Origin of the sequence: Kineococcus sp. GCM10028916, assembly GCF_042674865.1 — a bacterium.
Taxonomy (GTDB): domain Bacteria; phylum Actinomycetota; class Actinomycetes; order Actinomycetales; family Kineococcaceae; genus Kineococcus.
This window is the reverse complement of the sequence record NZ_JBHTFM010000018.1, coordinates 20,621-45,842: the sequence shown is the minus strand read 5'-3', so window position 1 is coordinate 45,842 and position 25,222 is coordinate 20,621. Positions and strand designations below refer to the sequence as shown.

The 25,222-nt window shown below is 73.1% G+C and carries 30 protein-coding genes and 1 other RNA gene; 2 read left to right on the top strand and 29 right to left on the bottom strand.

From position 1 onward, the window contains the following. Nucleotides 1-21: 21 nt before the first annotated feature. The 8 genes from ACFQ46_RS19210 to clpS all read right to left on the bottom strand — a co-directional run bounded on the left by ACFQ46_RS19210 (nucleotide 22) and on the right by clpS (nucleotide 6,445). Nucleotides 22-828 (bottom strand): anti-sigma factor domain-containing protein, encoded by an 807-nt coding sequence (locus ACFQ46_RS19210; RefSeq protein WP_380261072.1) that lies wholly within the window; start codon nucleotides 826-828, stop codon nucleotides 22-24. After that, complete coding sequence (sigK, locus tag ACFQ46_RS19205; protein WP_380261070.1) at nucleotides 825-1,397, bottom strand: ECF RNA polymerase sigma factor SigK; 573 nt, start codon at nucleotides 1,395-1,397, stop codon at nucleotides 825-827. Before sigK ends, ACFQ46_RS19210 begins: the two co-directional genes overlap by 4 nt. Before the next feature lie 265 nt (nucleotides 1,398-1,662). Then, nucleotides 1,663-3,237, bottom strand: a complete 1,575-nt coding sequence (locus ACFQ46_RS19200; RefSeq protein WP_380261067.1) for a molybdopterin-dependent oxidoreductase — start codon at nucleotides 3,235-3,237, stop codon at nucleotides 1,663-1,665. A 1-nt stretch (nucleotide 3,238) separates the two neighbouring features. Next, the gene (gene rdgB / locus ACFQ46_RS19195) at nucleotides 3,239-3,880 is read right to left on the bottom strand and encodes an RdgB/HAM1 family non-canonical purine NTP pyrophosphatase (RefSeq protein ID WP_380261065.1); all 642 of its coding nucleotides are present in this window, start codon (nucleotides 3,878-3,880) and stop codon (nucleotides 3,239-3,241) included. Beyond that, nucleotides 3,877-4,623 (bottom strand): ribonuclease PH, encoded by a 747-nt coding sequence (gene rph / locus ACFQ46_RS19190; RefSeq protein WP_380261063.1) that lies wholly within the window; start codon nucleotides 4,621-4,623, stop codon nucleotides 3,877-3,879. Before rph ends, rdgB begins: the two co-directional genes overlap by 4 nt. A gap of 60 nt (nucleotides 4,624-4,683) precedes the next feature. Continuing rightward, nucleotides 4,684-5,523: a glutamate racemase gene (murI, locus tag ACFQ46_RS19185; RefSeq protein WP_380261061.1), complete on the bottom strand. Its 840-nt coding sequence runs from the start codon at nucleotides 5,521-5,523 to the stop codon at nucleotides 4,684-4,686. Further along, the gene (locus tag ACFQ46_RS19180; RefSeq protein WP_380261059.1) at nucleotides 5,520-6,131 is read right to left on the bottom strand and encodes a DUF2017 domain-containing protein; all 612 of its coding nucleotides are present in this window, start codon (nucleotides 6,129-6,131) and stop codon (nucleotides 5,520-5,522) included. Before ACFQ46_RS19180 ends, murI begins: the two co-directional genes overlap by 4 nt. Before the next feature lie 2 nt (nucleotides 6,132-6,133). Next, on the bottom strand, nucleotides 6,134-6,445 hold the full coding sequence (gene clpS, locus ACFQ46_RS19175; protein WP_328295024.1) for an ATP-dependent Clp protease adapter ClpS: 312 nt from the start codon (nucleotides 6,443-6,445) through the stop codon (nucleotides 6,134-6,136). A gap of 41 nt (nucleotides 6,446-6,486) precedes the next feature. Between clpS and ACFQ46_RS19170 the strand changes: the two genes are divergently transcribed. Beyond that, nucleotides 6,487-7,803, top strand: a complete 1,317-nt coding sequence (locus tag ACFQ46_RS19170) for a nicotinate phosphoribosyltransferase (protein WP_380261057.1) — start codon at nucleotides 6,487-6,489, stop codon at nucleotides 7,801-7,803. Beyond that, nucleotides 7,800-8,414, top strand: a complete 615-nt coding sequence (locus tag ACFQ46_RS19165; RefSeq protein ID WP_380261055.1) for a nicotinamidase — start codon at nucleotides 7,800-7,802, stop codon at nucleotides 8,412-8,414. The genes ACFQ46_RS19170 and ACFQ46_RS19165 overlap by 4 nt, the downstream gene beginning before the upstream one ends. Before the next feature lie 18 nt (nucleotides 8,415-8,432). On the opposite strand, the gene ACFQ46_RS19160 is transcribed toward ACFQ46_RS19165, so the two are convergent. The 21 genes from ACFQ46_RS19160 to ACFQ46_RS19060 form a co-directional block, all read right to left on the bottom strand. After that, on the bottom strand, nucleotides 8,433-9,167 hold the full coding sequence (locus ACFQ46_RS19160; protein ID WP_380261053.1) for an RDD family protein: 735 nt from the start codon (nucleotides 9,165-9,167) through the stop codon (nucleotides 8,433-8,435). Between the two features lie 19 nt (nucleotides 9,168-9,186). Then, nucleotides 9,187-9,645, bottom strand: a complete 459-nt coding sequence (locus ACFQ46_RS19155; protein ID WP_380261051.1) for a tellurite resistance TerB family protein — start codon at nucleotides 9,643-9,645, stop codon at nucleotides 9,187-9,189. Nucleotides 9,646-9,680: 35 nt separating this feature from the next. Next, entirely contained in the window at nucleotides 9,681-10,136 is a 456-nt protein-coding gene (locus ACFQ46_RS19150) for an SRPBCC family protein (RefSeq protein WP_380261049.1), read from the bottom strand. A 9-nt stretch (nucleotides 10,137-10,145) separates the two neighbouring features. Further along, nucleotides 10,146-11,972, bottom strand: a complete 1,827-nt coding sequence (locus tag ACFQ46_RS19145) for a DEAD/DEAH box helicase (protein ID WP_380261047.1) — start codon at nucleotides 11,970-11,972, stop codon at nucleotides 10,146-10,148. An 81-nt stretch (nucleotides 11,973-12,053) separates the two neighbouring features. Further along, the gene (locus tag ACFQ46_RS19140; RefSeq protein WP_380261045.1) at nucleotides 12,054-12,392 is read right to left on the bottom strand and encodes a DUF3039 domain-containing protein; all 339 of its coding nucleotides are present in this window, start codon (nucleotides 12,390-12,392) and stop codon (nucleotides 12,054-12,056) included. Nucleotides 12,393-12,425: 33 nt separating this feature from the next. After that, nucleotides 12,426-13,013 (bottom strand): YqgE/AlgH family protein, encoded by a 588-nt coding sequence (locus ACFQ46_RS19135; protein WP_380261043.1) that lies wholly within the window; start codon nucleotides 13,011-13,013, stop codon nucleotides 12,426-12,428. Between the two features lie 15 nt (nucleotides 13,014-13,028). Further along, entirely contained in the window at nucleotides 13,029-14,141 is a 1,113-nt protein-coding gene (locus tag ACFQ46_RS19130) for an NADH:flavin oxidoreductase/NADH oxidase (RefSeq protein WP_380261041.1), read from the bottom strand. A gap of 16 nt (nucleotides 14,142-14,157) precedes the next feature. Further along, entirely contained in the window at nucleotides 14,158-15,009 is an 852-nt protein-coding gene (locus ACFQ46_RS19125) for a diguanylate cyclase domain-containing protein (RefSeq protein WP_380261039.1), read from the bottom strand. A gap of 138 nt (nucleotides 15,010-15,147) precedes the next feature. Next, a complete protein-coding gene (locus ACFQ46_RS19120; RefSeq protein ID WP_380261037.1) occupies nucleotides 15,148-16,512 on the bottom strand; it encodes an FtsX-like permease family protein in 1,365 nt (454 codons plus the stop codon). Next, entirely contained in the window at nucleotides 16,509-17,198 is a 690-nt protein-coding gene (locus tag ACFQ46_RS19115; RefSeq protein ID WP_380261035.1) for an ABC transporter ATP-binding protein, read from the bottom strand. The genes ACFQ46_RS19120 and ACFQ46_RS19115 overlap by 4 nt, the downstream gene beginning before the upstream one ends. 145 nt (nucleotides 17,199-17,343) lie before the next feature. Next, nucleotides 17,344-17,709: a transfer-messenger RNA gene (gene ssrA / locus ACFQ46_RS19110) on the bottom strand. 85 nt (nucleotides 17,710-17,794) lie between these two features. Next, complete coding sequence (locus tag ACFQ46_RS19105; RefSeq protein WP_380261033.1) at nucleotides 17,795-19,555, bottom strand: DUF2207 domain-containing protein; 1,761 nt, start codon at nucleotides 19,553-19,555, stop codon at nucleotides 17,795-17,797. A 52-nt stretch (nucleotides 19,556-19,607) separates the two neighbouring features. Further along, nucleotides 19,608-20,078 carry an SsrA-binding protein SmpB gene (gene smpB, locus ACFQ46_RS19100; protein ID WP_380157933.1) on the bottom strand — a complete coding sequence of 157 codons (471 nt, stop codon included), beginning with the start codon at nucleotides 20,076-20,078 and terminating at the stop codon, nucleotides 19,608-19,610. 106 nt (nucleotides 20,079-20,184) lie between these two features. Continuing rightward, a complete protein-coding gene (ftsX, locus tag ACFQ46_RS19095; protein ID WP_380261031.1) occupies nucleotides 20,185-21,090 on the bottom strand; it encodes a permease-like cell division protein FtsX in 906 nt (301 codons plus the stop codon). Continuing rightward, a complete protein-coding gene (ftsE, locus tag ACFQ46_RS19090; protein WP_328295006.1) occupies nucleotides 21,090-21,779 on the bottom strand; it encodes a cell division ATP-binding protein FtsE in 690 nt (229 codons plus the stop codon). The genes ftsX and ftsE overlap by 1 nt, the downstream gene beginning before the upstream one ends. A 113-nt stretch (nucleotides 21,780-21,892) precedes the next feature. After that, nucleotides 21,893-22,999, bottom strand: a complete 1,107-nt coding sequence (prfB, locus tag ACFQ46_RS19085) for a peptide chain release factor 2 (protein WP_380261029.1) — start codon at nucleotides 22,997-22,999, stop codon at nucleotides 21,893-21,895. Between the two features lie 37 nt (nucleotides 23,000-23,036). Next, nucleotides 23,037-23,699 (bottom strand): SDR family NAD(P)-dependent oxidoreductase, encoded by a 663-nt coding sequence (locus ACFQ46_RS19080; RefSeq protein WP_380261027.1) that lies wholly within the window; start codon nucleotides 23,697-23,699, stop codon nucleotides 23,037-23,039. A gap of 18 nt (nucleotides 23,700-23,717) precedes the next feature. Further along, the gene (locus ACFQ46_RS19075; RefSeq protein ID WP_380261025.1) at nucleotides 23,718-24,164 is read right to left on the bottom strand and encodes a hypothetical protein; all 447 of its coding nucleotides are present in this window, start codon (nucleotides 24,162-24,164) and stop codon (nucleotides 23,718-23,720) included. Next, on the bottom strand, nucleotides 24,161-24,574 hold the full coding sequence (locus tag ACFQ46_RS19070; protein ID WP_380261023.1) for a pilus assembly protein: 414 nt from the start codon (nucleotides 24,572-24,574) through the stop codon (nucleotides 24,161-24,163). Before ACFQ46_RS19070 ends, ACFQ46_RS19075 begins: the two co-directional genes overlap by 4 nt. Next, on the bottom strand, nucleotides 24,571-24,948 hold the full coding sequence (locus ACFQ46_RS19065; protein ID WP_380261021.1) for a TadE/TadG family type IV pilus assembly protein: 378 nt from the start codon (nucleotides 24,946-24,948) through the stop codon (nucleotides 24,571-24,573). The genes ACFQ46_RS19070 and ACFQ46_RS19065 overlap by 4 nt, the downstream gene beginning before the upstream one ends. After that, the gene (locus ACFQ46_RS19060) at nucleotides 24,945-25,142 is read right to left on the bottom strand and encodes a hypothetical protein (protein WP_380261541.1); all 198 of its coding nucleotides are present in this window, start codon (nucleotides 25,140-25,142) and stop codon (nucleotides 24,945-24,947) included. Before ACFQ46_RS19060 ends, ACFQ46_RS19065 begins: the two co-directional genes overlap by 4 nt. Between the last annotated feature and the right edge of the window lie 80 nt (nucleotides 25,143-25,222).

The following is a 25,222-nucleotide window of genomic DNA, read 5'->3' as shown; positions in this document are numbered from 1 at the left end:
CCGGAGAAGGACCCGAACCGGTCAGGCCTGCAGGGCGGTGAAGACGACGGGGGTCGTCGTCGGCTGCTGCGACCCGTGGGCGGGTTCCACCGAGATCCCGACCCCGTTGGAACTGCCGGCGTCGACGACGGTCGCGGAACCCCCGCCGGTACCGACGGTGATCATCCCCGCGGAGGAGATCGTGTCGCCGGTGGCGAGCCACAGCTGGTAGCCGCGGCCGTCTCCGGCGGCGGGCAGACCCGTCGTCAGGACCCCGAGGCGGCCGTCGGCCCGCACGAGCGTGGCGGTGCCCCCGTCGGTGGCGGCGACGGTCGAGACCACCGCACCGGGGCTGCTCAGCAGGTCCGCGACCTCTTGGCGCGCAGACCGTTCCGCGCTGATGGTCGGCGGTTGCTCGGAACGCGAGGAGATCCCCACCCCGACGCCGGCGGCGGCGACGACGATCCCCGCGGCGGCGACGAGCATGCTCCAGCGCGAGGGTCGGCGGGCGCTCTCCTGACGGTGGGCGCGTCGCGATCGGGCGACGTCGAGGTCGAGCACCGGGGGCGGCGCGGTGTGTCCGTGGGTCTCCTGCGGCGTCGCGGCGATCGCGTCGAGGACGGAGGAGCGCAACCGGGCCGGCGGCTGGACGGCCGTGCCGAGGAGGGACGCGGTCTCGCGCAGCGCGTCGGCGTCGGCGCGTTCCTCGGGGTGGGAACGCAGACGCTCTTCGTAGGCCTCGCGCTCCGCGTCGTCGAGCGCGTCGAGCGCCCAGGCAGCGGCGAGCAAGGGGTCCTCCGTGGGGTCGATCGGGTCGGTGTGGTGGTCGTGGTGGTTCCGGGGGCTCATCGGGCCACCCCCATGACGTCGCGGAGTCTGATGAGGCCGTCGCGCAGCCTCGTCTTGACGGTGCCGAGCGGGACGGCGAGGTGCTCCGAGATCTCCCGGTGGGTACGCCCGCCGAAGTAGGCGAGGTCGATGGCCTCACGCTGCAACGGACTGAGCGCGTCGAGGGCCTGGCGCACCTCGTCCTGCTCCAGCATCACCACCACCTCCTCGCTCACGCTGTCGTAGGGCGGGATCTCACGGACCCCGACCTTCTCGTCGCGGTCCGAACTGGCCTGCGAGGCACGGACCCGGTCCACCGCCCGGCGGTGGGCCATCGTCACCACCCAGGCCCGGGCGCTGCCCCGGGTCGGGTCGAAGCGCGCCGCCGTCCGCCAGGCCTCCAGGAACACCTCCTGGACGACCTCCTCGGACTGGGCCGGGTCGCGCAGGACGCGCAGGACAGTGCCGTGGACTGCCGCAGCGGTCGCGTCGTAGAACGTCGCGAAGGCGGCCTGGTCACCGTTCGCGGCGGAGGCCAGGGCCGACTCGGCGCTGGTCTCCGCGGCATCGCGGGGTCTCGAGGTCGTCATCACCGTCACTGTGTCACCCCGGCGGGGGCTCGGCACGCGGTTCCTGCCCCGTGCCCCGGGTGTCGTCCCAGGTGTCTCAACGGGAACCCACCCCGCAGGACCGGGCCCCGAATTCGCTCTCCAGCTCCACGATTCCCCCCAGCGGTCCGGCCGGGGAGGTTCCCTAGCGTTCGAACACCTGGGGTTCGGACCGGAGCACCGGAGGGATTGGTCTGCGGCGCAGGAACTTCAGACGATCTTCAGGCGGTCCGGGGTGCTCAGGGTGTCACTGCACGGTGACGGTGATCGAGTCGTACCCGCTGGCCCCGTCCGGGGCGGGGGCGGCGACGACGTCGGTCTGGGGCGCACCCGTGCCGTCGGTGGCCCGCACCTGCACCGTGTGGCTGCCCTTCTCGGTCGCGTCCCAGTCGTAGACCCACTGGCACCAGGTGTCGGCGGAGGCGGAGGGCAGGACCCGGGCCCGTTCCCACTCCCCCTCGTCGACCCGCACCTCGACGGCGCTGATCCCGCGGTGCTGCGCCCAGGCGACGCCGGCGATCGGGACCCGACCCGCGCGCACCTTGTCGAAGGAGCGCGGGACGTCGATGCGGGAGGCCGTCTTGATCGGGCCCTTCTCGGCCCAGCCCCGATCCGTCCAGTACGCGGTCTTCTCGGTGAACCGGGTGACCTCGATGTCGGTGACCCACTTGCAGGCCGAGACGTAGCCGTAGAGACCCGGGACGACCATGCGGACGGGGAACCCGTGCTCGCGGGGCAGCGGCTGCCCGTTCATCCCGACGACGAGCATCGCGTCCCGGCCGTCGGTCACCTCGGCCAGCGGCGCGGAGAGGGTGAACCCGTCGGTGCTGGTGGCGTAGAGCATGTCCGCCCCGGACTGCACCCTCAGCGCCCCGAGCAGGTCGGCGAGCGGGTAGCCGAGCCAGCGGGCGGTGCCGACGTAGTCGCCGCCGACCTCGTTGCTCACGCAGGTCAGGGTGATCCAGCGCTCCCGCAGGGGCATCGCGAGGAGCTGGTCGAAGGTCAGGGTGAGCTCGCGGTCCACGAGACCGTGGACCGTCAGCGACCAGTCCTCGGCCCGCAGGTCGGGCACCACGAGGGCGGTGTCGATGCGGTAGAAGTCGGCGCTCTTCGTGGCGTAGGTGGTGAGCCCGCTGGCGATCGCGTCGCTCGGGTCGATCCCCGCGGGGAGGACCGGGGCCGGATCGGCCGGCGCAGGCAGCACGACGGCGTCACGGGAGATCTCCGCGCTGCGGGTGGTGACGAGCAGCTGCCCCGCGCCACCGCTGGCGGCCGCGACGACGGCGGTACCGCCCAGCAGGACCGCCCGGCGGGGTGGACCGCCCGCGCGGCCCGTCACCCCGGGTCCGGCGAGCCGGCGGGTGAGCACGGTGAGCGCGTACGCCCCCGCCGCCGCACCGAGGACGGAGGGCAGGGGGGACAGCGTCGTCGCGTCCGGCCGGGTGGCCGCCGCGAGCACGCTCACGACACCCAGCAGACCCACGATCCCGACGCCGACCGCCAGCCGTCGCCGGGCCAGGACCCCCGCCAGGGCGGCGAGCAGCACGACCACGACCGTGATCGTCGCGAGCAGGACCACCTTGTCGTGGGTCCCGAAGGCCCGGATGGCGGTGTCCTTCAACCAGGCCGGGACCCGGTCCACGACCGCGTCGCCGACGACGACGAGGGGAGCCGCCGACGGGGAGACGATCCCCGCCACGAGCTGCCCCACGCCGAACGTCAGCCCCGCGCTGAGAACACCCGAGAGCGCGCCGGTCCACCGGCGCTTCCCCTCCGCAACGCCGGGTGGCGCGCTCTCCCCCGTGTTCGTGGCTGTCCTCACATCACTGTCCTTCGGAGCCGTGCTCGAGTGGGATTGGTCGCCCGGCGAGAACGTCGACGACGAACGGGGCCAGGGCCCGGAAGGCGGCCCCGCGGTGGCTGACCGCGTTCTTCTCCGCCGCGGTGTGCTCGGCCAGCGTCCGCTGCGCTCCCTCGGGGACGAAGACCGGGTCGTAGCCGAAGCCACCACCCCCGGCGGTCGTCGTGGTGATCGTGCCGCGCAGCTCCCCGAGCCGGACGACGGCCGAGCCGTCGGGCAGGGCGAGGGCCGCCGCGCAGACGAACGCCCCGCCGCGGTGCTGCGCGGGGACGTCGGCGATCTGGGCGAGGAGGAGTTCCAGGTTGGCGACGTCGTCGCCGTGCCGGCCCGACCAGCGCGCCGAGAAGATCCCCGGGGCCCCGCCGAGGACGTCGACGCCGATGCCGGAGTCGTCGGCGATCGCCGGGACGCCGGTGGCGGCGGCGACCGCGCGGGCCTTCAGCAGCGCGTTCCCGGCGAAGGTCACCTCGGTCTCGACGACCTCGGGGACGTGCTCGAAGGCGTCGACGGTGAGGACCTCGACGTCGGGCAACAGCGGCGCGAGGACGGCCCGCAGCTCCCCCACCTTGTGGGCGTTGCGGGTGGCCAGCACGACCCTGCTCATCGGGCGAGCGCCTCCGCCTGCAGCGCGGCGAGGGTGCTCGTGCCGCCCAGCGCGAGGTCGAGCAGGGCGTTCAGCTCGGCGCGGTCGAAGGGCGCCCCCTCGGCGGTGCCCTGGACCTCGACGAACTTCCCGTCGCCGGTGACGACGACGTTCATGTCGGTCTCGGCGCGGACGTCCTCGACGTAGGGCAGGTCGAGGACCGGCACCCCGTCGACGACGCCGACGCTGATCGCCGACACCGTCCCGGTCAGCGGCTGCTTGGAGGCCTTGACGATGCCCTTGCCGCGGGCCCAGGAGATCGCGTCGGCGAGCGCCACGTAGGCGCCGGTGATGGCCGCGGTGCGGGTGCCGCCGTCGGCCTGCAGGACGTCGCAGTCCAGGACGATGGTGTTCTCCCCCAGCTGGGCGGTGTCGACGACGGCCCGCAGGCTGCGGCCGATGAGCCGGGAGATCTCGTGGGTGCGGCCGCCGATCTTGCCCTTGACGGACTCGCGGTCGCTGCGGGTGTTCGTGGACCGGGGCAGCATCGCGTACTCCGCGGTGACCCAGCCCTGGCCGGATCCCTTGCGCCAGCGCGGAACACCCTCGGTGAACGACGCCGCGCAGAGCACCCGGGTGCGGCCGAACTCGACGAGGACGCTGCCCTCGGCGTGGTCGAGCCAGTTGCGGGTGATGGTCACGGGACGGAGTTCGTCGGCGGCGCGGCCGTCGGCGCGTCCAGAGGTTCGGGTCGGGTCAGTCACGAGGTCCACCTTCTCACCGGCGGCTGTGCGCGGCCTGCGCCGGCACCGCCCGCCGGGTGGTCAGCGCAGGGCGCCGAGGTAGAGCGGGCCGGTCTCGTCGACGTCCACGAGCTGCGGCCCGAGCTGGGGGCCGAGGAAGCGCTGGGCGAGGCGGCGGAAGGCGACGGTGTCGCCGGTGGAGGTGAACCGGTGCCGGGGTTGCGGACGGTCGTCGGGGCGCAGCAGTTCGCGGGTGGCCAGTTCGCGGTACACGTCGAAGGCGGTCTCCTCGGCGCTGGAGACGAGGGTGACGTCGTCGCCCACGACGCTGCGCAGGACGGCCATCAGCAGGGGGTAGTGCGTGCAGCCCAGGACGAGGGTGTCGACGTCGGCGGCGATCGCCGGTTCGAGGTAGCCCCGGGCCGCGGTGAGCAGCTCGGGGCCGCTGGTGATGCCGCGCTCGACGAACTCGACGAACGCCGGGCAGGCCGTCGTGGTGAGGGCCAGGTGCGGGGCGGCGGCGAAGGCGTCCTCGTAGGCGCGCGAGGAGATCGTCGCGCGGGTCCCGATGACCCCGACCCGGCCGTTGCGGGTGGCGCGCACGGCCCGGCGGACGGCGGGCTGGATGACCTCCACGACGGGCACGTCGTAGCGTTCGCGGGCGTCGCGCAGCATCGCCGCGGAGGCGGAGTTGCAGGCGATGACCAGCATCTTCACGCCCGACTCGACGATCCGGTCGAGGACGTCGAGGGCGAGGCGGCGCACCTCGGCGATGGGTTTCGGTCCGTACGGGGCGTGCGCGGTGTCGCCGACGTAGTGGACGGCCTCGTGCGGCAACTGGTCCAGCACCGCGCGGGCGACGGTGAGACCCCCGACGCCGGAGTCGAAGATCCCGATCGGCAGGTCCTGCTCGAGGCTCACGACAGCGACCGCACGAGGGTCTCCTGCAGGTGGGTGGTGAAGTCGTAGACCGCCCACGCCCAGCGCGCCGGGTCGTCCTCGGCGAGGTCGCTGAAGGGGTCGCTGTCGTCGCTCACACCGAGGCGGGTGCCGAGCGCGAGCCGGATGTCGTTGAGCGCGGAGAGCCAGGAGCGCGCGCCGTCGGGGTCGAGCTGGATCCGGCCGCCCTGTCCCTCGACGGGGGCCAGCGAGGCCAGCAGGCTGCTCGCCGCGGCCGCCTTCCGTTCCCGCAGACCGCCTTCGGTGAAGCGGCGGAACTCCGCGGAGGCCGCGGGGTCGTCGTCGCCGTAGGCGTTGGGCAGCAACCGGCGCAGCACCTCGTCCTCGGGCGGGGCGAGCGGTCCGTCGCCGGCGAGGCCGTCCGGCAGCTCGTCGGGGAGACCGTCGAAGCTCGGCAGGTCGTGCAGACCGAGCTCGGCCTGCAGCGGGTCGACGGGTCGCTGCGGCGCGGGCGCGGGCACCTCGAGGAGTTCGAGGACCTCACGGGCCAGCGAGGCCAGCAGGTCGGCCTCGGAGGGGTGCAGCGTCAGCGAGAAGTGCCCGTGCCGGGTCCGGCGGAAGGTGGCCACGTTCACTCGTCCTTCTGCAGGGTGGCCCACAGCCCGTAGCCGTGCATGGCCTCGACGTCACGTTCCATCGCCTCGCGGCGGCCGGCGCTCACGGCGGCGCGGCCCTTCTGGTGCACGTCGAGCATCAACGCGTCGGCCTTGGCCTCGGAGTAGCCGAAGTGGGTGCGGAACACGTAGGCGACGTAGGACATCAGGTTGACGGGGTCGTTCCAGACGATGGTGACCCACGGGGTGTCCGGAGCGGTGCCGAGGTCGGTCTCCGGACGCTCGAGCTCGGTGGGAGCGGTGAGGACGACGGGGACAGCGGCGGGCACCCCCGCAGTCTAGGCAACCCCGCGCTCGCTAGATTCCCAGCATGGGGAGCCCCCGCGCGAGCACAGCGCTGCTGACCGACATGTACGAGCTGACCATGCTGCAGGCGGCGCTGGCCGACGGCACCGGCGACCGGCCGTGCACGTTCGAGGTCTTCGGCCGCCGGTTGCCCGACGGCCGCCGCTACGGCGTCGTCGCCGGCACCGAACGGGTCCTCGACGCCGTGCGCGACTTCACCTTCGACCCGGAGCTGCTGAGCGGGCTGCACGGCGTGCTGGACGAGAGGACGCTGGCCTGGCTGGCCGGGTACCGGTTCACGGGGTCGATCGAGGGCTACGCCGAGGGTGAGCTGTGGTTCCCCGCCTCCCCCATGCTCACCGTCACCGGCACCTTCGCCGAGGCCGTCGTGCTCGAGACCGTCGTGCTCTCGATCCTCAACCACGACTGCGCGATCGCCGCGGCCGCGGCCCGGATGGCGCACGCTGCCGGGGACCGCCCGATCATCGAGATGGGCTCGCGCCGCACCCACGAGCAGGCCGCCGTCGCCGCCGCCCGCGCCGCCTACCTCGCGGGGTTCACCTCGACGTCGAACCTGCAGGCCGGCGCGACGTACGGCATCCCCACCTCGGGGACCTCCGCGCACGCGTTCACCCTGCTGCACGACACCGAGGCGGAGGCCTTCGCGGCCCAGGTCGCGGCGCTCGGGGTCTCCACCACGCTGCTGGTGGACACCTACGACATCACCGCCGGCATCGCGACGGCCGTTGAGGTCGCGGGACCGCAGCTCGGTGCCGTCCGCATCGACTCCGGCGACCTCGCCGTGATCGCCGTGCAGGCCCGTGAGCAGCTGGACTCCCTCGGCGCCACCTCGACGCGGATCGTCGTCTCCGGCGACCTCGACGAGTACGCCCTCGCCGCGCTCGCCGCGGCCCCCGTCGACGGCTACGGCGTGGGCACGTCGCTGGTCACCGGCTCCGGCGCCCCCACGGCCGGGCTGGTCTACAAGCTCGTCGAGGTCGAGGGCCGTCCCGTCGCGAAGCGCTCGACGTCCAAGGTCACCCAGGGCGGGCGCAAGGTCGCGATCCGGCGGCACCGGGCGACGGGCACCGCCACCGACGAGGTCCTCGGCGTCGGGTTCACCCCCCCGCGCGAGACCAACGACCGGCCGCTGCAGATCCCGATGGTCGTGGACGGCGAACGGGTCCCCGCGGACTCCGGCGGGCTGCCGGACCTGCGCGCGGCCCGCGAGCACCTGCACCGGGCGCTGGTGACGCTGCCGTGGGACGGGCTGGCCCTGTCCAAGGGTGAACCGGCGATCCCGACCACGGTGCTGGACGCGAACCGGACGGTGCTGCGGTGACCCGCGCGTTGATCGTCGTCGACGTGCAGAACGACTTCTGCCCCGGCGGCGCGCTCGCGGTCGCCGGCGGTGACGAGGTGGCCGCGGCGATCTCGCAGCTGCTGAAGCAGGACACCTCCGCCGGGCGGGGCATCGGCTACGACCACGTCGTCGCGACCCAGGACTTCCACATCGACCCGGGCGCGCACTTCTCGCCGACCCCCGACTTCGTCGACAGCTGGCCGCCGCACTGCCGGGCGGGCAGCTACGGGGCGCTGCTGCACGACAACCTCGAGACCCGCCGGATCGAGGCGGTCTTCCGCAAGGGGCAGTACAGCGCGGCGTACTCGGGGTTCGAGGGCACCACGAGCCGGGTCACCGAGGAGGGTGGCGAACTGGACACCGGGCTCGCGGACTGGCTGCGCGCCCACGAGGTCACCGAGGTCCACGTCGTGGGGATCGCCACCGACCACTGCGTGCGGGCGACCGCGCTCGACGCCGTCGCCGCGGGGTTCCGCACGACCGTGCTGCTCGGCCTGACGGCGGGGATCTCGGCCGCGACGGTCGAGCCCGCGCTGGCGGGGTTGCGCAGCGCGGGCGTCGTCCTCGTCGGGGAACCGATCCTCGGGTAGTCGTCCCCGGTGGTGCTCCTAGCGCTTCCGCACGACGACGGTGCGGCCCATCTTGTCGTGCAGGGCCTGCTTGCGCTGGTCCCAGCACGGCCAGAGGAAGTCGATCAGGGAGTAGAACGGCACGACCTGTCCCAGCAGGTCGCACCCCAGCCAGCGGATGATCGCCTGACCCCACGACGGCAGCCCGGGGCGCTGCCAGTCCCGGACCCGCAGCCGGAAGAGCAGCTTGCCGGGGGTCGCCCCGGCCAGCCGCACGGTGAGGATCGTGTAGACGGCGCTGACGGCCAGCAGGATGAACGTCGCCGCGGAGGCGGCGCCGCTGCGGGTGGCCTCGACGATCAACGTCGACCCGCGCTCCGGGTCTCCCGCCATCCACACGTCGAAGGCCGACCGGACCTGCGCGTCGATGGTCTGCAGGGGGGACCACGCCGCGATGGTCCCGATGACGCCGAGCAGGATCCAGTCGACGATCCGCGCCAGCAGCCGGGACCCCAACCCGCCCAGCGCCTGTCCGTCGGGGGTGGCGATGGCCTTCACCCCCGGCACGGGGTACTGCGAGGGCGGGTACTGCCGGTGCGGTGCGCCGTAGGGGCTGCGGGCCTGCTGCGGTGCGGTCGGGGCCTTGCTGAGCCAGGGCTGCGGGGGGCTGGTGGTGGCGGCCCGGTGGACGTGCTCGGTCCAGCGCCCACCGTCCCACCACCGCAGCGCGTCAGGGGCGGAAGGATCCGGGTACCACCCGGCCGGCGTGCTCATGGTCGTCAGCGTGTCAGGTTCAGGCGACGCCGAACTCGGAGGGGTCGATGCCCACGGCCTGGCACAGCTCACGCACCGCCCGCTGTTCGTTCGGGTCGAAGTCGCCGTCCGCGCCGCCGATGACCACGCCGACCTGGACGACCGCGCGGGCCTGTTCGGGCTTGCTGCGCAGCTTCCCGACGGCCTGCAGCGCCTCGATCTTGCCGAAGTCGTAGTCGGTGGTCAGCTTCCCGCACCACTTGTCGAAGGACTCGCGCAGTTCCCCGGCGTTGAAGATCGACAGGACGTCGTTGCTGGCGATGAAGGCCGCGGTCTTCTGGCGCTCCTCCGGCTCGATGCTGCCGTCGGCGGCCGCGATGAGGGCGCAGGTCGCCATGCTCGCCTCGGCGAAGTCCTTGCTCTTGAACTGACCGACCTTCGTCTTCAGCTGGTCGCCCGCCAGCAGACCCTTGCTCTTCAGGTTGTCCAGGAATCCCATACCGGGGCAACGGTCACCGGCCCGCGGGGGTTCCGTCAGCTGAAGCGGCGGACGATCTCGGAGTTGCGGTCGGCCAGCAGCTGGCGCAGCGTCCGCCGGACGAAGAACAGGTCGGCGACGCGGCCGAGGAGGCCGTAGGGCGAGGTCCACGCCATCCGGTCGGTCATGATCGTCATCGCCGGGCCCTCGGGCTCGTAGGTGTGCTCGTGGCGGAAGGCCCGGAACGCCCCGGACTCCATCTCGTCGACGAAGCGCCGCGGCCGCTCCAGGGCGGTGATGTGGGAGGTGTGGGTGACCCGCAGACCGAGGAGACGCAGCCGCCACTGGACCTTCTCGTCGAGCTCGATCCGCCCGCTGGTGCGCCCGGCCCCCTCGACGGCCTTCACCTTGTAGCGCTTGCCCGCGACCCGCTCCACGTCGAGGTCGAGGGACATGTCGAACACCTCGGCGACGGGGGCGCGGACCATGGTCCGCTGGACGATCTCGGGCACCACAGCAACCTAGACCATGGACAGCAGGTGATCGCGGCGAGCGCGCAGGACGTCCACCGAGGCCGAGGCCGACGGTGGTCCGGGCACCGCCGCGCGCAGCTTGGAGTAGACGCTGGCGTGCGGCATCTGCCGGCCCGCGGCGACCCGGCCGACGAGGCCGTGGATCTCCTTGCGCAGCACGGCGGCCGTGTGCCAGGTGGCGTCCTCCTGCTCGGGTTCGGCGTCCTCGGTGGGGGCCGCGTCCTCGACGTGGCGCGGGGTCGCGGTGCGCTTGCGGATCTCCGCGTCGCGCTGGTGCAGCAGGGCCGCGGTCTGCTCGGGCGAGAGCAGGCCGGGCAGGCCCAGGTAGTCCTGCTCGTCGACGCTGACCTGCGGGAGGTCGCCACCGGTGAGGGCCTTGCCCCCGTGCAGGACGTGGGCGAACTCGGCCTGGGCCTCGAGCGCCTCGTACTCCTTGGGGCCGCCGGGTTCGCGCTCCGGCGGCGGGAGCAGGTCCAGGCCGCCTTCGTCGACCTCGTCGGAGGAGACCGACGCGGGCGGCGGGATGACGTGGTTGCGGTCGCTCTCCATCGCCGCGGCCAGCGCCAGCAGGGGCCGCACCGCGGGCAGGAAGACCGTCGCGGACTCCCCCGGTACCCGCGAGCGCACGACGCGGCCGACGGCCTGGGCGAAGAACAGCGGGGTCCGGTAGGACGTCATCCACGCCAGGCAGGCGGCGCGCGGCACGTCGACGCCCTCGGAGATCATCCGGACGCAGACCGCGAACCGCTGGTCGCTCCGCGCGAACTCGGAGATCTTCTGCGAGGCCTTCGGGTCGTCGGAGAGGATCAGCGCCGGCTTCTCCCCCGTGACCCGCTGCACGATCTTGGCGTAGGCGCGGGCGTCCTCCTGGTCGGAGGCCAGCACCAGACCGGCGGCGTCGTGCATGCCGTGCTCGCGCAGGTGGTCGAGGCGCTCGCCCATGGCGGCGATCACGTGCGGGACCCAGTCGCCGCGCGGGTCGAGGGCGGTCTTCCAGGCCAGCGACTCCACCGACTTGGTGGTGGCGTCGGTCAGCGAGGCGGCCACGACCTCGCCGGCGGAGTTCCGCCAGCGCGAGACCCCCGTGTAGGCGGCGAACACGACGGGGCGGACGACGCCGTCGGCGAGCGCCTCCTTGTAGCCGTAGCCGTAGTCGGCGCTGCTCCGCAGGCCACCTTCGGACTCCGGGGAGTCGTCGTCGACGTAGTTGACGAACGGGATGCGCTCGTCGGTCTTGGTGCGGAACGGGGTCCCCGTCAGCGAGAGTCGGCGGCGGGCGTCGCCGAAGGCCTCGAACACGGCGTCACCCCAGGACAGCCCGTCCCCGGCGTGGTGGATCTCGTCCATGATCACCAGCGAGCGCTTCGCGGTGGCCCGGGCCCGGTGCAGCATCGGGTGCCCCGCGACCTGGGCGTAGGTGGTGACGTAGCCCTTCATGTCGGGGCGCACCGGCCCGACGGCGTTGGTCATCGTGGGGTCGAGCTCGACGCCGGCGCGGTGGGCGGCCTCGGCCCACTGGGTGCGCAGGTGGTCGGTCGGGGCGACGACGACGATCCGGTCGACCCGGCGGGAGTCCAGCAGCCGACGGGCCAGCGCGAGGGCGAAGGTCGTCTTGCCGGCGCCGGGCGTCGCGGTGACGAGGAAGTCGGCCGGTTCGTCGCGCGCGGGGTCGAAGTAGCGTTCGAGGGCTGCGTTCTGCCAGGCCCGCAGGGGACGCGCCGCGGGAGTTCCGGGGGCGTCGACCACGGGACCGTGACCGCGTGCGGTGACGGTGTCGGCCAGGGCCAGCTGGGGTTCGTGTTCGGTGGTGCTCATCGGTCCCTCCACCGTAGACGAGGCTCGGGGGTGCTCCGGCGCGGCGACGCGCGCACGGGGCAGGACCGGTGAGCGCCCGGCTCAGCTCCCGCCGTCGTCCCCGCCCTTGTCCCCGCCCTTGCCGGAGAGCGTCTCGTAGATCTCCTTGCAGGTCGGGCAGACCGGGAAGCGCTTGGGGTCGCGGCCCGGCACCCAGACCTTGCCGCAGAGCGCGATCACGGGGTCGCCCGAGAGGGCGGACTCCATGATCTTCTCTTTCTTCACGTAGTGCGCGAAGCGTTCGTGATCACCCGGTTCGACCTTCTCCTCGACCTGCTCCTCGCGGTCGAGGACCGCGGTGCGGGAGGGGGTGGACGCTGGCGACTGTTCGGGCTGGGTGCGGAACGGGTCGTCGGTCGGCGAGCTCAGGCGGCCACTCATGGGCAGGATCGTACGCGCCCGACGGGGGGCCGTTCAGTTCATGGAGACGTCGTCGGGGAAGCTGGCCACGAGGGCCAGGTCACCCCCCTGACGGCGCAGCACCTGCGCCCACAGGTCGTGCGGGGTGTCGCTGAAGGCGTCCCGGGCCTCGGCGGGCAGGACGAACCAGGCCCCCTCGGCGATCTCCGTCTCCAGCTGCGAGGCGCTCCACCCGGAGTACCCGGCGAAGATCCGCAGCCCGGACAGCTCCGTGACGACGGCCTCGGGGGGCGTGTCGAGGTCGACGAGGCCCACCGAGCCGAGGCCGACGGAACCGAAGACGCGACGGACCCCGAGCGGGTCGGGTCGGTCCCCGGGCACGGCGACGAGCCCCAGGGCGGAGTCCAGCGCCACCGGGCCACCCTGGAAGAGCTTCCCGGGGGCCGTCGCGAAGGGCTGCCAACCGGGCAGGACGCTGTCCACGTCGACGTCCAGCGGCCGGTTCACGACGACGCCCAGCGCGCCGTCCTCGTCGTGGTTGAGCACGAGGACGACGGCGCGGGCGAAGTTCTCGTCGGTCAGCGCGGGGGTCGCCAGCAACAGCCGTCCGGCCAGGGTCGACGACGGGATCGCGCTGCTCACCTCCCCATCATGTCCTCACACCCGCGGCTGCACGAAGGGAACGGGTGCCCGCGTGGCGCGGACGTACTGCGGCGGCCACGCGACCGCCTCCGGCGCGTGCAGCGCCTGGGCGGCGCGCTGCGGCCAGCGCGGGTCGGCGAGCAGGGGGCGGGCCAGGAAGACGGCGTCGGCGTCACCGCTGACGAGCAGCTGCTCGGCCTGGGCCGGTTCGAGGATGAGACCGACGGCGGCGACGGGGACACCCGTCTCGCGGCGGATCCGGGCCGCGTTGGGCACCTGGTAACCGGGGCCGACGGGGATCTGCTGCTCCGGGGCGTTCCCGCCGGAGCTGGCGTCGATCAGGTCGGCCCCGTGGGCGGCGAGTTCCCGGGTCAGCTCCACGGACTCCGCGACGTCCCAGCCACCCGGCACCCAGTCGGAGGTGGAGAGGCGGACCAGGACCGGCTTCTCCTGCGGCCACACCGCCCGGACGGCGTCGAGGACCTCGAGCAGCAGCCGCGACCGGCCGGCGAGGTCACCGCCGTAGGCGTCGGTGCGGTGGTTGGAGACCGGTGAGAGGAACTGGTGCAGCAGGTAGCCGTGGGCGGCGTGCAGCTCGACGACGTCGAAGCCCGCGGCGTCGGCGCGGCGGGCGGCCTCGGCGAAGCCCGTCACGACGCGGGCGATGCCGTCGAGGTCGAGTTCGGTGGGGGTCGCGTACCCGCCGAACGCGAGCGCGCTGGGGCCGACGGTCTCCCAGCCGCCGTCGGCGGGCGGGACGCTGCCCTGCTGCCCGGCCCAGGGCCGGTAGGTGCTGGCCTTGCGGCCGGCGTGGGCGAGCTGGACGCCGATCGCGACGCCCTGGGAGTGGACGAAGTCGACGATGCGGGTCCAGCCCCGCGCCTGCTCCTCGTTCCACAACCCGGCGTCCTGCGGGCTGATCCGGCCCTCGGGGACGACGGCCGCGGCCTCGGTGAGGACGAGCGCGGCGCCGCCGACGGCCAGTCCCCCGAGGTGGACGAGGTGCCAGTCGGTGGGGACGCCCGGCGCCCCTTCGGCGTCGCAGGAGTACTGGCACATCGGGGAGACCCAGATGCGGTTCGCGAACGTCGTGCCGCGCAGGGTGAGGGGTTCCAGCAGTTTGGCCACGAGGGGGAAACTACCCTCAGCGGGGACGGCGCTTGTCCTCGTACATGTGCCGGTCCGCGCGGGCCAGCACCTCGGCCGTGGACTCGCCGAGGTCGTCGACGACGAGGCCGACGCTGCAGGACACCGTGATCACCGTGCCGTCGGGCAGCGACACCGGGACGCCGGCGACGGCTTCGCGCAGCCGGCGGGTCAGGGCCTGCGGTTCGACGTCCAGCGAGTTCTCGACGAGGACGATGAACTCGTCGCCGCCGAAGCGGGCGACGGTGTCCTCCCCCCGCGAGGCCCCGGTGAGCCGTTCCGCGATGCGCACCAGGGCGTGGTCGCCGACGAGGTGGCCGTGGACGTCGTTGAGCTGCTTGAGGTCGTCGACGTCGCAGAACGCGACGACCGGGGCGTGGCCCGTGCGGCGGGCGCGGGAACGGGCCAGGGCCCAGCGGTCCTCCAGCAGGCCACGGTTGGGCAGACCGGTGAGGCGGTCGTGGGTCGCGCGGTGGGTGAGGTCGCGGGTGCGCGCGACGTGCTGGCTGACGTCCCAGCAGGACAGGCTCAGCCCACCGGAACCGTCGGCGGGGCCCAGCAGCACCTCGACCGTCACCGTCTCGCCGTCGGGGCGCACGAACCGCCACTCGAAGGCCGTCTGCTCGCCCGGCACCCCGTGCTCGAGCGCCTCGAGCACCTCGGTGACGTCGTCGCGGTGGACGAGGTCGGCCAGCGCCAGCCCCGTCGCCTCCTCGGCCCCCGAGCGGCCCAGGAGGTCGGCGGCGGCGGGGTTCGCCCACGTCGTGAGCCACCCGTCCTCGCCCGGAGCGACGAGGAGCGTGGCCAGCGGAGAGTCCTCCACGAGGCGCCGGTAGTCGGCGTCCTGCACAGCTCCCCCTCGGTCCGGCCGACTCCGGAGGAGTCGGTGTCAGCCGACCGTACGAGTTCGAACGGCGTGTCTCGCAGCCCGATCCGAAAGACCCCCGACCTGGCGCACACCGCGCGACGCTGTGTTCTGACGAATCACTCAGCGAGACGGGATTCCCACCGGATCGCCCTGCGCGGCGGCGACGACGAGCGGCCGGCTGGCCCTCGCCGCACCCAGGACGAGACCGGCACCGGCCACCGCGCAGCCCACGAACCACAGGACACCCGTCGGCGCCGCCGAGAGCAGACCGATCACCGGGGAGACGATCAGCAGCGCCAGCGCGCCCGCCCCGCCCATCGTGACCACGAGCGGGATCCACGTCTCCCGGGACCGCGCGGCGTGCAGGACGGCGACGTCGGTCCCCGCCAGGTGCAGCGTCCGGTAGCGACCGCGGGAGTCCAGCACCCGCGACGCCTGGGTGACGCCCGTCGAGACGGCCGCGAGGACCGCGGCGATGACGAGGGTCACGGCCGCCCCGGTGCCGATGTCGCCCAGCAGCTGCGCGTCCTCCTCACCGGACGAACCGGCGGTCAACCCCGGGGTCACGCTCAGGCACCCCGCGACGAACGTGACCAGCGAGATGCCCCCCACGCTGCGCCAGGTGCTCTTCGGGTCCTCGCTCATCCGCCGCGCGGCCAGCAGCGTCGGGACCGTCCGGGCCCGGGCCCCGAGGACCCGGCCGAGCACGGAGACGAGCAGCGGCCCGACGAGGTTGAAGACGGCGAACGCACCGGCCAGGAAGCCGACCAGGACCAGCGCCCCGACCACCACACCGGCCCCGAACACCACGCTGCCCGCGTTGAAGGCGGCGACGAAACCCACCCCCAGCACCAGCACCGGGACGACCCTGGCCCAGCTCAGGCCCTTCTGCGGCAGGCGTTGCGCCACCCCGAGCGGCGTGATGGCGACCCGTCGCAGACTGACCGCGGAGGACACCAGCGCGACCAGCAGGACCGCCGCGACGGTCGTCAGCACCGGCCACGGGCCCAGCCGCAGCTCGGCGACGTCGAAGGCGCGGCCCTGGAACCGCAACCGGGCGATCGCCGGCACCGCCACCACGTCGAGCACCACCCCCAGCACCGCGCCCACGACGGCCTGCACGGCCGCGTCCAGGAGGGCCATCGCACCGATCTGCGCGCTCGTCGCCCCCGCGAGGCGCAACCGGGCCAGCCGCTCGTCGCGCCGGGCGACCGTGAGGCGGGCCGCGGCCGCACCGAGGGTCGCCGTCGGCACCAGCAGCAGCGCGACGGAGACCCAGGACAGCAAGGGGTAGACCTGCGCGTCGGAGTCCGCCCCGGCGCTCGCGGCCCGGGCCGCGAAGGCCTGCACCCCGCCGGCGACGGTGAGCACCGACCACGTCGTGACGGCGAAGGCGGTGACGGCCAGCGTCGTCGGCAACCGGTCGCGCGGGGTGCCGTGGGTGTGACGGGCCAGCGACCACCAGATCGCCAGGGTGGCGTTCACGCGCGGACCCCGGTCGGGGCGCGGAACTCGCTGACGACGTGACCGTCGCGCATGGCCAGCGTCCGGTCGCACCAGCGGGCGACCCCGGCGTCGTGGGTGACGACGACCAGGGCCGCGCCGGTGGCGCGGGTGGCGGAGGTCAGCAGCTCGAGGACCTCCCGACCCGTGGCCTGGTCGAGCGCGCCGGTGGGTTCGTCGGCGAAGACGACGCTGGGCGAGCCGACCAGGGCCCGCGCGATCGCGACGCGCTGCGCCTGTCCCCCGGAGAGCTCGCCCGGTCGCCGGCGTTCCATGCCCGCCAGTCCCAGCTTCGCCAGGAGCTCCCGCGCCCGGGCCGTGGCGGCAGCGCGGGACTGCCCGGCGAGCATGAGCGGCAGCGCGGTGTTCTCGTCGGCCGGCAGTTCCGAGAGCAGCTGCCCGGACTGGAAGACGAACCCGAAGTCGTTGCGTCGCAACACGGTGCGCGCGGCGTCCGACATGGATCCGAGATCGCGTCCGGCCAGTTCGACGGCCCCGGAGGTGGGGCGCAGGATCCCGGCGAGGACGTGCAGCAACGTCGTCTTGCCGGATCCCGAGGGTCCCATCACGGCGAGCGACTCCCCGGCGGGGAGGGTGACGTCGACGTCGTCGAGGGCGCGGGTGGTCCCGTAGGTCATGACGAGACCGCGGGCGGTGAGGATGTCCATGCCTCGAGCCTGTCGATCCGCTGTGGCTCGCGCGTCGGAGCGGGGACGGAGTTCCCGGACGCCGGGTCAGCCCTGGGGCCTACGCCCGGCCCGGGAACGCGAGAGCGCCCCGACCGGACCAGCCGGTGGGGCGCTCTCGTGGTGCTGGTGGAGATGGCGGGAATCGAACCCGCGTCCGATAGCGTGAAACCAGGGCTTCTCCGGGTGCATCCTGTTCAGCGGTCTGCTCGGCCCCGATGCTCATACAGGCATGTCACCGCCGGGCCCAGCCGCGTTGATTGTCCCTCTCACCTACGCGACCTCGGTGAGAGGTGAGCCCCCTAGCTGATGCCAGGACCCGGGGCGGGAGCACACCCGGGCTGACAGAGTCACACTCGCTCAGGCGGCGAGGGCGAACTCGGTGCGCTTGGAATCGGCACCTATTGGTTTGCATGGATCGTTGACGAGATGACCATGCATCCTCGACCCGCTTCCCCTGGCTCGACGTCCACCGTCGAAACCTGTCATCCCCATGTTCAGTTGTGCGCCTAGCCTACCCCTCAACGGCCGCCCCGTCGCCCACATTCCCCGCGCCGCCTGCCCGGTCACCTGCCCAGTCACCAGGACCCGCCGCCACCGCCACCGGCCCCTCCCCCGGTGAACCCGCCGCCGCCGCCGAACGAGCCGGAGCTCGCCGTGGCGGGGGGTGCGGCGCTGAGGGCGTCGGTGGTGCTGGCGGAGAAGCCGCCCATCGTCCCGGCGAAGAGGGCGACGTTGAAGGTCGACCCCTCGTGGGCACGCCCGTAGTACCAGCCGGGGGCGGGCAGGGGTGCGTCGGCCGCCTGCAGGGCGCGGGCCCCGGCGACCCAGGCGTCGGTGGCGTCGAGGGCGACGGCGTAGGGCACGAGCCGGGCGAAGCGGTGCGGGGCACCGCCGTCGGCGAGCGCGTCGGCGTCGCCGTAGCGGGCGAGGGTGGCGGCGAACTCGTCGGCCTGCCGGCGGATCTCGCGTCCCCGGGCGGTCAGCGGGCTGGGTGCGGCTCCGGCGAAGCCGGCGACGAGGGCGAGGAGTCCGACGACGGTGACGGCGACACCGATGAGGGCGTGGGTCGTCCAGAGCGCCAGGACCAGGGTCAGCGCGCCGCCGGCGAGGGCCACCAGGACGCTGCGCAGCGCCCACCGGCGCAGCACGTTCCGCGGGCGGTCGCTGAACAGGCCGCGGGCGACGGCGTCGTCCTCGAGGAGGTCCTTCGTCAGCCCGGTCCCGGCCCTGGCGGTGGTGCGGACCGCGGACAGCGAGGTGTCGTCGCCCTCGGCGAAGACGGTGTCCAGCAGCCGTCGTTCGGCCGGGGCGAGCGGGTCGGGGCTGTCGGTGCGGGTGAGGTCCCAGTCGGCGACGGAGCCGTCGGGGGCGGTGACCTCCTCCAGACGCAGGTGCCCGCGCTGGGCGAGGTCGAGCAGGGTGGCGACGACGTCGACGGTGCGCGCGCCACCGTGCACGAGGGTCCCGAGCACCCCGGGCGGGACGTCGGTGACCCCGACGGCGCCCTTCGGGCCGGTCGTCGCGGGTCGGCGTCGCCGGGCCAGCGCGATCCCGCCGGCTCCGAGCACGAGGACACCGGCGGTGGCAGCGACGGTCGTGGTGTCGGCGGTGAAGGCGCGCGCCGGGCTGAAGGTGTCGACCAGCAGTGGGGCGACCGGGGTCAACGATCCGGCAGGCAGGCCGGCGGCGATCGTCACACCCTGTTCGGGGCCCAGACCGGTGGCGCCGAAGGTCGCACCCGTGGCGGTGGCGGTGGCCGAGCACCGGTCGGTGCTGCCCTCCTCGCCCTGGAAGCACCGGGGGTCGGTGACGGCGGCGGGGGTCTCGAGGGTGACGTCAATGCGGTCGATCGGGACCTGCCAGCCGGTGCCGACGACGTCGTAGGCGAGCTGCAGTCCCCCGTCGACGCGGTCGACGACGGCGGGGACGGTGTAGGTGAGGACGTAGGTCTCCCGGCCCGTGACGTCGTTCGCGGCGGGGTCGCCGATGCGGACGTCGAGGAAGCCGTCGTCGGTCTCGGTGCTCACCCGCGTGGCGGCCCCGGTCGGACTGGTGACCTGCAGGTCGCGCACGGGGTAGCGGCGGTCGTGCGTCTGGTCGTGCGGAGCCTGGACGGGGAGGAAGCGTTCCAGGCCGTGGTGGCCCTCGCGGCCGAAGTCGTAGCTGATCTCCTCGCGCACGGCGACGGAACCGTCGGCGCCGACCGTGAGCCGGGCCGCGTAGGAGTCGACGCGCTCGTCGTCGGAGGGACCGTCGGCCGAGGCGGCGGTGGCCAGCGGCCCCAGGACCAGGGCCGCCGCCCCGAGGCCGGCGAACAGGGTCGTCGCGGTGCGCATGGACCGATGACAGCGCTCACGGACCGGGCGCGCATCCGCAGTTCGTCGGACGTCAGCGGTTCTTGCGCTCCGACATCGCGCGGTCGGCTTCGCGCCGGTCCTGGCGTTCACGCAGGGTCTGGCGCTTGTCGTAGTTCTTCTTGCCCCGGGCCAGCCCGATCTCGACCTTGACCTTGCCGTCGTTGAAGTAGAGCGCCAACGGCACGATCGTCAGCCCGGACTCGCGGACCTTCCCGGCCCAGCGCTCGATCTCCTCGCGGTGCAGGAGGAGCTTCCGCTTGCGTCGCGGGGTGTGGTTGGTCCACGTGCCCTGGACGTACTCGGGGATGTGGACCCCTTCGAGCCACATCTCACCGCGGTCGATGTGGGCGAAGCCGTCCACCAGGGACGCCCGCCCCATCCGCAGCGCCTTGACCTCGGTGCCCATCAGGCTGACGCCCGCCTCGTAGACGTCGTCGATGAAGTAGTCGTGGCGCGCCTTGCGGTTGCTGGCGATCACCTTGCGACCGGTCTCGCGCGGCACGTGGTCCTCCAGGTCCTGCTGTGGTGCTCGATCTCGGACCTTCGAGTCTAGGCGTCGTGCGCCGGGTCCCGCACCGCAGTTCCGTCCTGCCCCGTTCTGTGGACGCTCAGACCTTCAGCCAGCGGCGCAGGCTGAACAGCGACGCGATGACGGCGAAGACCACGCCGACGGCGACGATGATCGGTCCGGTCTCGGTGAGCACGTCGTGGGTCGAGATGAGCCGCGTCGTGAACCCCGGCCGCGACTGCAGCCTCGAGACCCCGAAGTTGACCATCGCCCACAGCGCCCCGGAGGCGAGGACGCCACCGACGAGGCTCGCGACGACCCCCTCGAGGACGAACGGCAACTGGATGAGGGCCCGCGAGGCCCCCACCAGGCGCATGATCGTCGTCTCGCGACGGCGGCTGAACGCGGTGAGCCGGATGGTCGTGGAGACGAGCATCATCGAGCAGATCAGCATGAGCGCGGCCAGCCCGAGCGAGACGCGCGTCGCGGTGTCGAGCACCGTGAACAGCGGCTGCAGGATGGCGCGCTGGTCGGGGATCTCCTCGACCCCCGCGTAGTCCTGGTACTCGGCGGTGAGCTCGAGGTAGCGCGAGGGTTCCTTGAGCTTCACGCGGAAGGACTCGGGGAGCTGGTCGGCGGTGACGTTGTCGGACAGGCCCGGCGCCGTCGTCTCCTTGAAGTTCTGGTACGCCTCCTGCTTCGACTCGTAGTAGACCCGCTCGACCAGCGGGTCCGCGGTCAGCGCGTCCCGCAGGGCGTTGCGCTGGGTGTCGCTGACAGCACCGCCGGGGCAGCTCGTGGCGAGGGACTCGTCCCCGCACAGGAAGATCGACACCTGGACGCGGTCGTACCACTCGCCCTTGAGGGTCCCCGCCTGCTTCTGCACGAGCAGACCGGTCCCGAAGAAGAACAACGACACCATCGTGACGAGCACGACGGAGAGCGTCATCGTGAAGTTGCGGCGCAACCCGATGAACATCTCACCGAGGACGAAACCGATCCGCATCAGCGACCCGATCCGTAGACGCCGCGGTCCTCGTCGCGCACGACGCGACCGTCGCGGAGCTCGACGACGCGCTTGCGCATCTGGTCGACGATGTCATCGTCGTGCGTGGCCATGACGATCGTGGTCCCCGTGCGGTTGATCCGGTCGAGCAGCTTCATGATCCCGACGCTGGTCTCGGGGTCGAGGTTCCCGGTGGGTTCGTCGGCCAGCAGCAGCGAGGGCCGGTTGACGAACGCGCGCGCGATGGCGACGCGCTGCTGCTCGCCCCCGGAGAGCTCGTGCGGACGGCGCTTCTCCTTGCCGGCCAGCCCGACGAGACCGAGGGTCTCAGGGACGGTCTGGGCGATGACGTGACGCGGTTTGCCGAGCACCTGCAGGGCGAAGGCGACGTTCTCGTAGACGGACTTGTCGGCGAGGAGGCGGAAGTCCTGGAAGACGACCCCGATCTGGCGACGCAGGGCCGGCACCTTCCAGGAGCGCAACCGGCCGACGTCACGACCGGCGACCTGGACGGACCCGCTGCTGGCGCGTTCCTCCTTGAGGACCAGGCGCAGGAAGGTCGACTTCCCCGACCCGGACGGACCGACGAGGAAGACGAAGTCGCCCTTGTCGATCTGGAGGGTCACCTCCGCGAGCGCGGGGCGGTGCCCCTCGCCGTAGACCTTGCTGACGTGCTCGAAGGTGATCACTCGTGGGGGTGGTCAGTCTCGGGGACAGGGAGAACTGGTGCTGCTCTGACCACCACCACCATACGGTCCGCCCACTGCGGGTGAGCGCAAGACTCCCCGCGGGTGATCTTCGGTCAGGCCTGCTCGACCTGCTTGCGCCAGCGGATGCCCGCGTCGAGGAAGCTGTCGATCTCGCCGTCGAAGACGTTGGAGGTGTTGCCGACCTCGTAGTTCGTCCGCAGGTCCTTGACCATCTGGTAGGGGTGCAGGACGTAGGAACGCATCTGGTTGCCCCACGAGCCGGAGTCGTCGCCCTTGAGCGCGTCGAGCTCGGCCTGACGGTCCTTGCGGGCCTTCTCCAGCAGCTTGGCCTGCAGGACGCGCATGGCGGCGGCCTTGTTCTGCAGCTGCGACTTCTCGTTCTGGCAGGTCACGACGATGCCGGTCGGGAGGTGGGTCAGGCGTACCGCGGAGTCGGTGGTGTTGACGGACTGACCACCGGGACCCGAGGAGCGGTAGACGTCGACGCGGACCTCGTTCTCGTTGACGTCGACGTGGTCGGTCTCGGCCACGACGGGCAGGACCTCGACGCCGGCGAAGGACGTCTGGCGACGGCCCTGGTTGTCGAAGGGCGAGATCCGCACGAGGCGGTGGGTGCCCTGCTCCACGGACAACGTGCCGTAGGCGTAGGGCGCGGCGACCTTGAAGGTGGCCGACTTGATGCCCGCCTCCTCGGCGTAGGAGGTGTCGTAGACCTCGCTCTTGTAGCCGCGACGTTCCGCCCAGCGCAGGTACATCCGCATGAGCATCTCGGCGAAGTCGGCGGCGTCGACGCCACCGGCCTCGGAGCGGATCGTGACGATGGCCTCGCGGTTGTCGTACTCCCCCGACAGCAGGGTGCGGACCTCGAGCTGCGCCAGCTGCGCCCTCACCGCCTCCAGCTCGGTCTCGGCCTCGACGAGGGAGTCGGCGTCGTCCTCGTCCTCGGACAGCTCGACGAGCACCTCGAGGTCGTCGATGCGACCGCCCATCTTCTCGATGCGGTCGAGCTCGGCCTGCACGGCGGAGAGGCGGCTGGTGACGGTCTGGGCGTGCTCGGGGTCGTCCCACAGGCTCGGCGCCGCGGCCTCGTCGTTGAGGTCGGCCAGCTCCTTGCGCAGCGCTTCGAGGTCCGACACCTCGCGGATGGACGCGTACGTCGTGCGCAGGGCGGAGATCTCAGCGGGGAAGTCGATGGCCACGACCGACGAGTCTACGTCGGGGCACCCGGCCCGCCCTTCACGCGAACGCCGCCGAGGGCAGGTCGCGCTCGTCCTCGACGATCGCGCGCACGATCCGCTCCGCCACCGCCTCCGGGTCCAGGCCCGTCGGCAGCCGCGGGGCGGTCCCGGCGACGGGACGCTGCGCCAGGCCCGTCTCGGTGTGCGGCGGACGCACGTCGATCACCCGCACCTCGCGCCGGACCTCCCGGGCCAGCGCCTGGGTGAAGGAGCTGAGCGCCGCCTTCGCCGCGGAGTACGCGGCCATCCCCGGCTGCGGCCGTTCGGCCACGACCGCGGAGACGACGACGGCGAAGCCCCCCGTCGCGATCTGCGGGACGGCCGTGCGCAGCAGCCGGATCGGTCCGAGGGTGTCGGCGAGGAACAGCTCGTCGAGGAGCTCGTCGTCGGCCTCCACCCCCGGACCGAAGGCGACGACGCCGGCCGCGTGGACCAGGCCGTCGAGGCCGCCGAGGTGGTCGACGGCCTCCGCGACGAGGCGTTCCGGCTCCCCCGGCAGACGCAGGTCGGCGGCCACGACGTGGGCCCCCTCGAGCGTGGAGACGTCCCGCCCGCTGACGACCACCCGCGCCCCGGCCCGGGTCAGGAGCTCGACGATCGGCCGCCCCAGACCACCGCCGGCACCCGTGACGAGGATCCGTGCGTCCTTGAGTTCGCTCACGCGGTGACGCTGACACGTTCAGCGCAGGTCGGCGACCGCACGCGACGTGGCCCGCAGCCGGATCCCGGCCGCGAACTCCTCGGGGACGAAGGCCACGAACAGCGGCCGGACGTCGACGTCCAGGACCACGACCGCCGTGCGCCCGTCCGGGGTTCCCGTGCCCTCGGCCACGACGACACCGGCGAGGTCGGCGTGGGCGGCGACGTAGTCGGCCGCGCTGGCCCGGACGGAGGCGTCGGAGAGCAGCAGATCGCCGCCGCCCGTGTAGTAGGCCGCGTCGTCGAGGGCGTCGGCCGCGTCGGCCGCCGCCGCGTCGGCCACCGCGTAGAGACGTTTGCGCTGCAGGTGCACCGCCGAGGCGGACACCACGACCAGCACGAGGACCATCGCGAGCAGGCCGAAGGCCAGCGACAGCAGCGCGATCCGCCCCTCGTCGTCCCGGCACCCCTCGGACGCGTCGCTCACGAGGCGAACCGGTCGACGACGGCGACCCGGCGCACCTCCACCGGGACGTGCGCCGGGACGGCCCCGCCCAGGAAACCCGGGACGAAGGGCAGGTCGACGTCGATCCGCACCGTCGCGGCGATCTCCGCCTCCGGTGAACGGCACGGGTCCGCCGCGCACTCCAGCACCAGCGTCCCCGGCGGGGTCGCGAACCCCTGGTCGGCCAGCGCGAGGGCCACCGACGTCTCGGCGAGGGCCTCCCCGTCGGACGTGGTCGCGAGCACCCGCGACGCCTCCCGCGCCCCGGACTCGGCGGCGAACGTCGCCGCCTGGACCCGACCCAGGGTGAGGACCAGGTAGGCGATGGGCACGAGCAGGAGGACGCCCACGACGAGGAACTCCACCGACGCACTGCCCTCGTCACGGGTCACCGCGCGCCCTCCAGGACCGCGTGGCCCTCGAGGTGCATCCCCCGGCCGACGCCGAACAGGCCGATCACGGGCAGCGGCGCGTCCACGTCGACCTGCACGACGCGCAGCCCGCCGAGGTCGACGACGTCCGCCGCGACGTGGTCGGCGAAGCGGGGCGAGAGCGACGCGGTCAGGAGTTCCCGGCTGCGCCGTGCGCCGAGTTCCGGGGTGTTGCCCCGCAGGGCGCCGAACCGGGCCCCCTCCCCCGCGCAGTCCGCGGCCGTGGCCCGGACGTGCTGCACGACGGCGAGCTGCACGACGGCCGCGAACAGCAGCGCCAGCAACCCCGCGACGGCCGCGAACTCCGCCACGGCGGAACCCTCGTCCTGCCTCACAGCTGCCCGACGACGGCGTCCATCGCCTGGGTGAACACCGCCTCCAGCCGGGGGCCGGCGACGGCCCACAACCCGACGACCAGCCCGGCCGTCATGATCGTGACCAGCACCCAGCCGGGGACGTCACCCCGGTCGTCGGAGTTCTCCCGGGCGTTCGCCAGGGCACGGGCGATCCAGGTGCGCACACGGCGCAGGTCGAGCGTCGACACGGACGGTCTCCAGTTCCTCGGTGTTCAGGGGTTTCGACAGGGGGTTTCGACAGGGGGTTTCGAGA

Excerpts from the sequence above, each read along its gene's own strand:
- ACFQ46_RS19210 (WP_380261072.1), bottom strand. The coding sequence starts at position 828 with ATGAGCCCCCGGAACCACCACGACCACCACACCGACCCGATCGACCCC.
- sigK (WP_380261070.1), bottom strand. The coding sequence starts at position 1,397 with ATGACGACCTCGAGACCCCGCGATGCCGCGGAGACCAGCGCCGAGTCG.
- rdgB (WP_380261065.1), bottom strand. The coding sequence starts at position 3,880 with ATGAGCAGGGTCGTGCTGGCCACCCGCAACGCCCACAAGGTGGGGGAG.
- ACFQ46_RS19170 (WP_380261057.1), top strand. The coding sequence starts at position 6,487 with ATGGGGAGCCCCCGCGCGAGCACAGCGCTGCTGACCGACATGTACGAG.
- ACFQ46_RS19160 (WP_380261053.1), bottom strand. The coding sequence starts at position 9,167 with ATGAGCACGCCGGCCGGGTGGTACCCGGATCCTTCCGCCCCTGACGCG.
- ACFQ46_RS19155 (WP_380261051.1), bottom strand. The coding sequence starts at position 9,645 with ATGGGATTCCTGGACAACCTGAAGAGCAAGGGTCTGCTGGCGGGCGAC.
- ACFQ46_RS19145 (WP_380261047.1), bottom strand. The coding sequence starts at position 11,972 with ATGAGCACCACCGAACACGAACCCCAGCTGGCCCTGGCCGACACCGTC.
- ACFQ46_RS19140 (WP_380261045.1), bottom strand. The coding sequence starts at position 12,392 with ATGAGTGGCCGCCTGAGCTCGCCGACCGACGACCCGTTCCGCACCCAG.
- ACFQ46_RS19115 (WP_380261035.1), bottom strand. The coding sequence starts at position 17,198 with ATGGACATCCTCACCGCCCGCGGTCTCGTCATGACCTACGGGACCACC.
- ACFQ46_RS19105 (WP_380261033.1), bottom strand. The coding sequence starts at position 19,555 with ATGCGCACCGCGACGACCCTGTTCGCCGGCCTCGGGGCGGCGGCCCTG.
- ftsX (WP_380261031.1), bottom strand. The coding sequence starts at position 21,090 with ATGCGGATCGGTTTCGTCCTCGGTGAGATGTTCATCGGGTTGCGCCGC.